Source organism: Caballeronia calidae, assembly GCF_900044055.2.
GTDB classification, from domain to species: Bacteria; Pseudomonadota; Gammaproteobacteria; order Burkholderiales; family Burkholderiaceae; genus Caballeronia; species Caballeronia calidae.
In genome coordinates this window covers 1-6,327 of sequence record NZ_FCOX02000157.1, presented here as the reverse complement: position 1 = coordinate 6,327, position 6,327 = coordinate 1, and the positions used below count along the sequence as shown (strand labels likewise).

Below are 6,327 nucleotides of genomic sequence, written 5' to 3'. Positions count from 1 at the left end.
CAGCTGACTAGTGGTGTTCGGCCGTTCTAGAATCGAACATGGTCGCGAGATCCCCGTTAGCGAGGACTCCCCATAAGACATGAGTCGTAGGCGATGCGCTGATGGCCACACGCATCGCACTGTTCGACATGTCCGCCGAGCGCGGCCGTACGACACAGCTCGATGGCGCTCATCACTCGTCGCTGGACACGACTGAGCCCACCGGCATGAGATTCCCGGAACTGGGGTCCACAGTGGCGGAAGATGTCCGCCACCTCGAGCGCCGGGCGCATCGCCGGCTTCAGAAGTACTCGGACGCTGGTGGTGGGAATGGAATGGGTGCGGGGTGCGGCAGCAGGTCGAAGGGACTCGCGGTGGCGCAGACGGTGCTGGTCGCAATACGCAAGTACTTCGACGTGGTCGAGAGGGACCTATGACCCATGAGTAGCTGGATCCTGCGCACATCCGTACCGGTTTCCAGCAGGTGGGTGGCGAACGCGTGCCTCAGGGAATGGGGCGTTATTGGCTTCTGGATTCCGCTGCGCTTACGTGCAAGCTGGCACGCCAGACCGACGGCATCTCGGCTGATGGGCTGTCCGGGAATGTTGCCAGGAAACAGCCACTCCCGCGGGTGAGCATCCTGCCAGTATGTTCGCAGGACCTCCAGCAGCCTCGGCGACAGCATTACATAGCGATCCTTACGGCCTTTACCCTGGCGGACACGGATGACCATGCGCTTGCTGTCGATGTCCGTGACCTTCAGGTGGACCACTTCCGACACACGCAGGCCAGCCGCGTAGGCGGTCATCAGGATGGCCCGGTGCTTCAGGCTGGGGATGGCATCGAAGAAGGTTGTTACCTCGTCGAAGCTCAGGATGACCGGTAATCTTACCGGTTTCTTCGGTAGCGGAAAGTCCTCGTCGCTCCAGTCGCGTTTAAGCGTCACGCGGTAGAGAAACCGGAGTGCGCCGATCGTTGGTCCGAGGCTGCCGGGTGCCAGCTTGCGCTCCTCACGGAGATGGATGAGCCAGGCCCGGATCTCGTCGGGGCCCAGCAGTTCGGGCGAACGGTGGAAGTGGCGGGTGAAACTGGCTACCTGAATCAGATAGGACTTCTGTGTGTTATCGGCGAGGTTACGGATCTCCATGTCGTGCAACATGCGTTGGCGCAGCGGCGTCATAACTAACCTCCTGGAAGCAGTGGTGGAGCCCGGTTGGGCATCCACATACTGTTCCTGGAGGTGTCTGCGTCCCCTCGTTGGGATCCTGCGTCAGCTCACCGCCACCAATGAAGGTCAGCCATCAGCTCTCGCTCTCCTCTCCCTACCGCGTCAGCGGTTTAGTACAATGTCATTCACGCCGCTAGCGGCATGAATGACATTGTTCGATGCCGGCCAGTCATCGTTCTCGAGGTAACCGACGCGCCCGACGTATAGCGATCGTCGCGGTAGCACGCCGCCTGGTCATCGCGCTGTGGCGCTACCTCAAGGACGGTGTGATACCAGAAGGCGCTGAACTCAAAATGCGATAGGGATACCTGTCAAACTAGGCGGCGCAGTAATGGATCGAAAGAAACAGATACTTGCAGGTCTGAACTGAATATGCCCGTGCAGTTGCTGGGTTGCTTGACAGCAACCGAACGTTTGTAGATGGGGCATATTCCTGGGGAACTCTCCAGCGTAACGCGCATGGGATGCGGCCGGCTGCCCGCCGGCGGATAGAAGGCGGTGAGGCATAAATGTCTCACGTTGCGCAACACAATTCAGACAGGTGGCGAGATAGTTTTGTCTTTCCAATGCTTCAGAAAATGTGCTGATCCGATGGAAAGCCCGGAAACCCAAAAGCCCTTGACTATTTTCTCCTCATAGAAGGCAACTGCTGGTCGTACAGCAGGTCATAGTCCCTTCGTCAAGAATTGCGAGAGAATGTGACAAGGCAAAAATGAGCTTTGCCATCTACTGCTCGCCGCATAACGCGCGGCCGACGGCGACACGTGTCGTACTTCCATATTGAAACTGGGAGTTTCGCAACCCTCGATTTGCACCTATTCGCGCGCGGCGCTGGCTTCACGCCATTCTGCAAGACGGACTACAGACGCGCGGCTATAACGAGCGAGTCTGATGGTCCTCATGATGAGATACGATAAGCCCGTTCAACAGCTCATAAAGCCTGGCCGCAGGAAGTGGCTTGTGAATTTGTTGATAACCGCTCTCCCGCACTTCTTTCAGGCTTTCGGTCGCCGTCTCGCCAGTTATGAGGACCGCGGGTATATCGCGTCCAAAGCGCGCCTGAAGATCCCGGATAACGCTGATCCCTGACACGCCCTCGCGCAGCCGATAGTCGACAAGAAAGATATCTGGCCGGCGAGCATGGTGCATGATCCCTCGCGCTGCATCCTCTGCTGTCTCCGTACAGACAGTTTCGCAGCCCCACTGTGACAGTAAGGTATGCATTCCATCAAGAATCTGCCGTTCGTCGTCCACGACCGCGATCAGGCTGCCCGCGACTGAGCTGATCTGATGACTGCTGTCTGGAATAATGTGGCGCGGGCGAACTGATCGGAGCGCCGCTCCGACGGGTATATCGATACTGAAGACGGAACCGAATCCCGGCGTCGATTTGACGTGAACATCGGTTCCGAGCAGTACGGCGGTGCGCCTTACAATCGCGAGGCCCAAGCCCAAACCCTTTCTGCGGTCGCGTTCGGGATTTTCGAGTTGGTAGAATTCTTCGAAGATGAGTTCGGCTTGGTTTGCCGGAATGCCAATTCCGGTATCCCATACCTGTATGCGAAGCTTACGGCCGCGGTTTCTGGAACCGACCAGCACATGCCCACCGCAAGGCGTATAGCGAATGGCATTCGACACTAAGTTGCGCAAGATTCGTTCGAGGAGCATCGCGTCGCTGAACACGTTCGTGTTGCTCGGGACGATCCGCAAGGTAAGCCCTTTTTCATTCGCAAGAGATTCGTACTCGATCCGCAATCTGGAAAATATAGCCTCTATCGGGAAGTGGCTTATAGTCGGTTGAACGACACCCGCATCAAGCTTCGATATATCCAATAGCTCGTCAAAAAGTTCTTCTAGCGATTCGGTGCAGCCATTTATCTTGGCGACGATGCCAAGCGCGGACGGCTCCCGAACGACAGAAGCAAGGCCTGCAGCGAACAGGCCAAGTGCGTGGAGCGGTTGCCGCAGGTCGTGACTAGCGGCGGCGAGGAAACGCGACTTTGCACGATTTGCGGCTTCCGCATCCCGTCGGGCCTCGTCGTGCTTTGCTATCTCCTCCTGCAGCGCTTCGGTGACGTGCTGAAGCGCTCTGAGTGGGAGCACTCGTAGTAAAAAAAATACGGCAGTGCCGATAAACAAGCCCAGCATTCCGACGGCGATTGTGTCACCGACAACGGGACGAATTGATCGAGTGACCTCGAGATGACCGGTGACCTTTCCCGCATCGTATAACACTACCGCGCACACGATTCGAGGCCATAGCGGTGGTGCTCCTACGCTAGCCACCTCTTGCCCATTTAGGTCCGTAATGCGGTTGAGTTGTTCCGGCCGCAGCGGCGGGTCCCGTGAAAGCGCTTCATGCAGACCGTGCTCATAGAACGTCCATAGCTCCGGGTTGGCACCAATAAACTGACTCAGCAGTCCGGCCCGGATCTGCGCTTCGGTCTCGGTTTCACTTTCTAATGCGCCGTAGGCAACACGAAAATACCCCCACGGCAGCGCTACCGTAAGGATCAGTGCAACGATGGTAGCGATCCAGGTGACGGTGACAACGACCTCGTTTTTCACCATGTCGGCAGCTTGGGTTTGGGTCCGGCGACCACGGTATGCCCGGTTTCCGCGAGAATCGCACGTCCATCCTTCGACTGGACGAAAGCGATGAACTCCTGCACGGAAGCGGATGACTTCGATCCTGTGATGAGGAATACGGATTTGTAGTAGGGGTAACGCCCGTCTGCCACGGATTGCGGCAACGGCTCGACGCCGTCGATTTTCAGTGGCCGAATTTTGCGGTGCTCCGTCACGATGAGGCTGAGCGTGGAAGTCCCAAACGCGCCGGGGACTTCCTCGATCGCTGCCGCGTTCTCCTGGGCCGTTGACCTTACGATCATGCCAGGTCTTTGCTCGAGTGCCGTCATGGCCGTGTCGATCTTGGGAGATATTCTCTTGATAATCGCATTGTCGGACTCGTTGCTCGGCCGCATAATGATACGAATGCGCTCAGGTGGACGATCTGCGCGTTCAAGACTTCTATCTAAATAATTCCCCCAGTCCGGATTCTTTTGTTCATATATATTCCAATAGATATCCTGTAATTCAAGGGTACTCAACCCGCTAACGGGCGTGCTCAACCCCACTGCGAAGACAAAGGGGGTGCGAGCAACCTCGGTTTCTGTAGCTCCCTTGCTCTGCTCGCTTTCGGTTAACCGCACGCTGCTCACGCCGATGTCGATTGCCCCTTCCGTTGCCGCCCGGATCCCCCCTGCAGAACCCAGACTCGCAGCGAGTACGCTTATCTTCGGCTGATCGTGCGTTTGATTGAAGCGTTCAGCGAGAAGGCGCATTGTTCCCATCGCTGGACCGGCGCCACCGATCTTGAGCTCGTCAGCCACGGCCAGCGAAGAGGCGATCAGTGTGCACGCGAGTGCCGTGCACGCGAGACCGCGCATGAGAATTCTCATGTTCCGTCTTTCCAGCATGACCATTTGCATTTTGAGCGTTCTCCCATAAACCGGCCGTCAGGCTTAGCCAGCGCTTCACCCTACATTAGTTTAATTGGTCGTTCGGAAATGAAAATAGGCCTTTTGGACTAGGACATGGACGCCAAATCTCCGCGCTTTCACGTTTCAAAAGGAGTTTCAACTGCAACGGACGATGGCCGGCACGAGCGTGCCAAACCCGATTCGGCCATCACAGAGAGCGTGCTGCGCCGACGAGCGTGGAAATGGAAAAGCGACTTAATTGACTTGCGCGCCTGTGTACCTACAATGAGTTTCAGCACCGAGCTGCGGCAGAAACAAATCCACGGTCTTCCCACGGCCTCAAGCGATGGCTTTGGAATGTGAGCTTGGAGGAAAATGCTGTGACCCCGATCCAAGTCGATATTAAGCATTTAAGGGATTTTGTTGCCAACGTCAGTGCTGCCAATGGCCCTGGATTCGCCTGCACGCAGATGTGGGGAGGCACGGGCGCTCCCCCTCTGATCGTGGAAATTTTCTCGATCGCGCCCGGTATGCAGACTCCAGCTGAGTGCGGCACGGATGGGGTGGGACTCATTATTTGCTGGCGGGGACGAGGAACGGTTTCCTTGGCATTGCGGAAGTCCGACGATTCAGGCTGGGAAGCACCGATTGTGGATGCACCGGGTTCAAACGGCATTCATATTACACCCGGCGACACATTGATTCTCCCGAAGCGGTCGGCTCACAGGTTTACGGCGCTCGCCGAAGAAAGGAAGAGCGTTCAACATCCGTTTCCAAGAGCAAATCAAGACCCGCAAGTGTGGCCGGTGGAGAAACTGGTGCTGTTGCGGGTGAGCATTCCGGGAAAGGGAAACCTTCACCGAATGGCCGAGCCATTTCCTGATGGTTTTTCTCAGGTGTTGAGCGGCGATGCATTGACATCATACAAGCGCAGGATCGCGGACTATCTTGGCTTTGAGCTCGATCCAAAGCTGATCTGCGTGAGGTCGAAGATCTGGGGTAAGGAAGGGCTGGTCGCAGGTGGTGCGACAGATTTCGCTAAACCAATGTTTCATTTCACGGCCTACACGTTTGTACCCCGGCAGGAGAATCCCGAACACCACCACCCCAAAAGCGTTGAGCTGGTCCTATGCTGGCAAGGGCGCGCCAAAATGACAGTCAGACCGCGGCGCGACGAGGACAATGTCGGCGATATTAGGTGGGAAGACGCGCGCGAGGAGCGCGAACTTAGTGAAGGCGACCTCGTACTTGTTCCCGAAGGTGCACTTCACTGGTATGGCGTATCGGGCGAAGAAGATCTCGTGCTGCTTGCGCTGCAGACACCGCACCCCGTTCTGCACGTTCTGGAAGACGATTCGTCGGGTAGCAGTCTTGACGGAGAAAAGGAAGGGCCGCCCTCAACAGGCTCTTTCGACACAAAGATCTCTGCCTCTTCCTTGAGGAGCTTACGATGACGATGGACGAGAAATCGGACGCAGACACCGTCACCTATGAGATACACCCGTCAATCGGCATCGCACGGTTGGGCAATTCGGATGCGTATTTCATCGGACCGGAGCCAGTTACTGACCGGTGCACCAAATACTGCCTCGTGCGTTAGAGAAGTATGAATACGAAAACTGATGCGCGAAAACTGGA

The 6,327-nt window shown here is 56.7% G+C and carries 5 protein-coding genes and 1 pseudogene; 2 read left to right on the top strand and 4 right to left on the bottom strand.

What is annotated here, in order from left to right; genetic code table 11:
- Positions 1–77: 77 nt before the first annotated feature.
- The 4 genes and pseudogenes from AWB78_RS44695 to AWB78_RS41065 form a co-directional block, all read right to left on the bottom strand.
- Positions 78–272 (bottom strand): annotated as a pseudogene (locus AWB78_RS44695) (transposase zinc-binding domain-containing protein); the annotation flags it as partial.
- A gap of 8 nt (positions 273–280) precedes the next feature.
- A complete protein-coding gene (locus AWB78_RS41075) occupies positions 281–1,159 on the bottom strand; it encodes a tyrosine-type recombinase/integrase (RefSeq protein ID WP_062612852.1) in 879 nt (292 codons plus the stop codon).
- A 921-nt stretch (positions 1,160–2,080) separates the two neighbouring features.
- Positions 2,081–3,778: a hybrid sensor histidine kinase/response regulator gene (locus AWB78_RS41070; protein ID WP_062612850.1), complete on the bottom strand. Its 1,698-nt coding sequence runs from the start codon at positions 3,776–3,778 to the stop codon at positions 2,081–2,083.
- A complete protein-coding gene (locus AWB78_RS41065) occupies positions 3,772–4,668 on the bottom strand; it encodes a substrate-binding domain-containing protein (RefSeq protein ID WP_232478104.1) in 897 nt (298 codons plus the stop codon). The genes AWB78_RS41070 and AWB78_RS41065 overlap by 7 nt, the downstream gene beginning before the upstream one ends.
- 135 nt (positions 4,669–4,803) lie before the next feature.
- Between AWB78_RS41065 and AWB78_RS47295 the strand changes: the two genes are divergently transcribed.
- Both AWB78_RS47295 and AWB78_RS41060 read left to right on the top strand, forming a co-directional pair.
- A complete protein-coding gene (locus AWB78_RS47295; RefSeq protein WP_157697848.1) occupies positions 4,804–5,052 on the top strand; it encodes a hypothetical protein in 249 nt (82 codons plus the stop codon).
- A 17-nt stretch (positions 5,053–5,069) separates the two neighbouring features.
- The gene (locus tag AWB78_RS41060; RefSeq protein WP_232478103.1) at positions 5,070–6,143 is read left to right on the top strand and encodes a cupin domain-containing protein; all 1,074 of its coding nucleotides are present in this window, start codon (positions 5,070–5,072) and stop codon (positions 6,141–6,143) included.
- The last annotated feature ends 184 nt before the right edge of the window (positions 6,144–6,327 follow it).

What these genes read in the sequence shown, in the direction of transcription:
- AWB78_RS47295 (WP_157697848.1), top strand. Translation starts at nt 4,804, where the DNA reads ATGGACGCCAAATCTCCGCGCTTTCACGTTTCAAAAGGAGTTTCAACT.
- AWB78_RS41070 (WP_062612850.1), bottom strand. Translation starts at nt 3,778, where the DNA reads ATGGTGAAAAACGAGGTCGTTGTCACCGTCACCTGGATCGCTACCATC.
- AWB78_RS41075 (WP_062612852.1), bottom strand. Translation starts at nt 1,159, where the DNA reads ATGACGCCGCTGCGCCAACGCATGTTGCACGACATGGAGATCCGTAAC.
- AWB78_RS41065 (WP_232478104.1), bottom strand. Translation starts at nt 4,668, where the DNA reads ATGAGAATTCTCATGCGCGGTCTCGCGTGCACGGCACTCGCGTGCACA.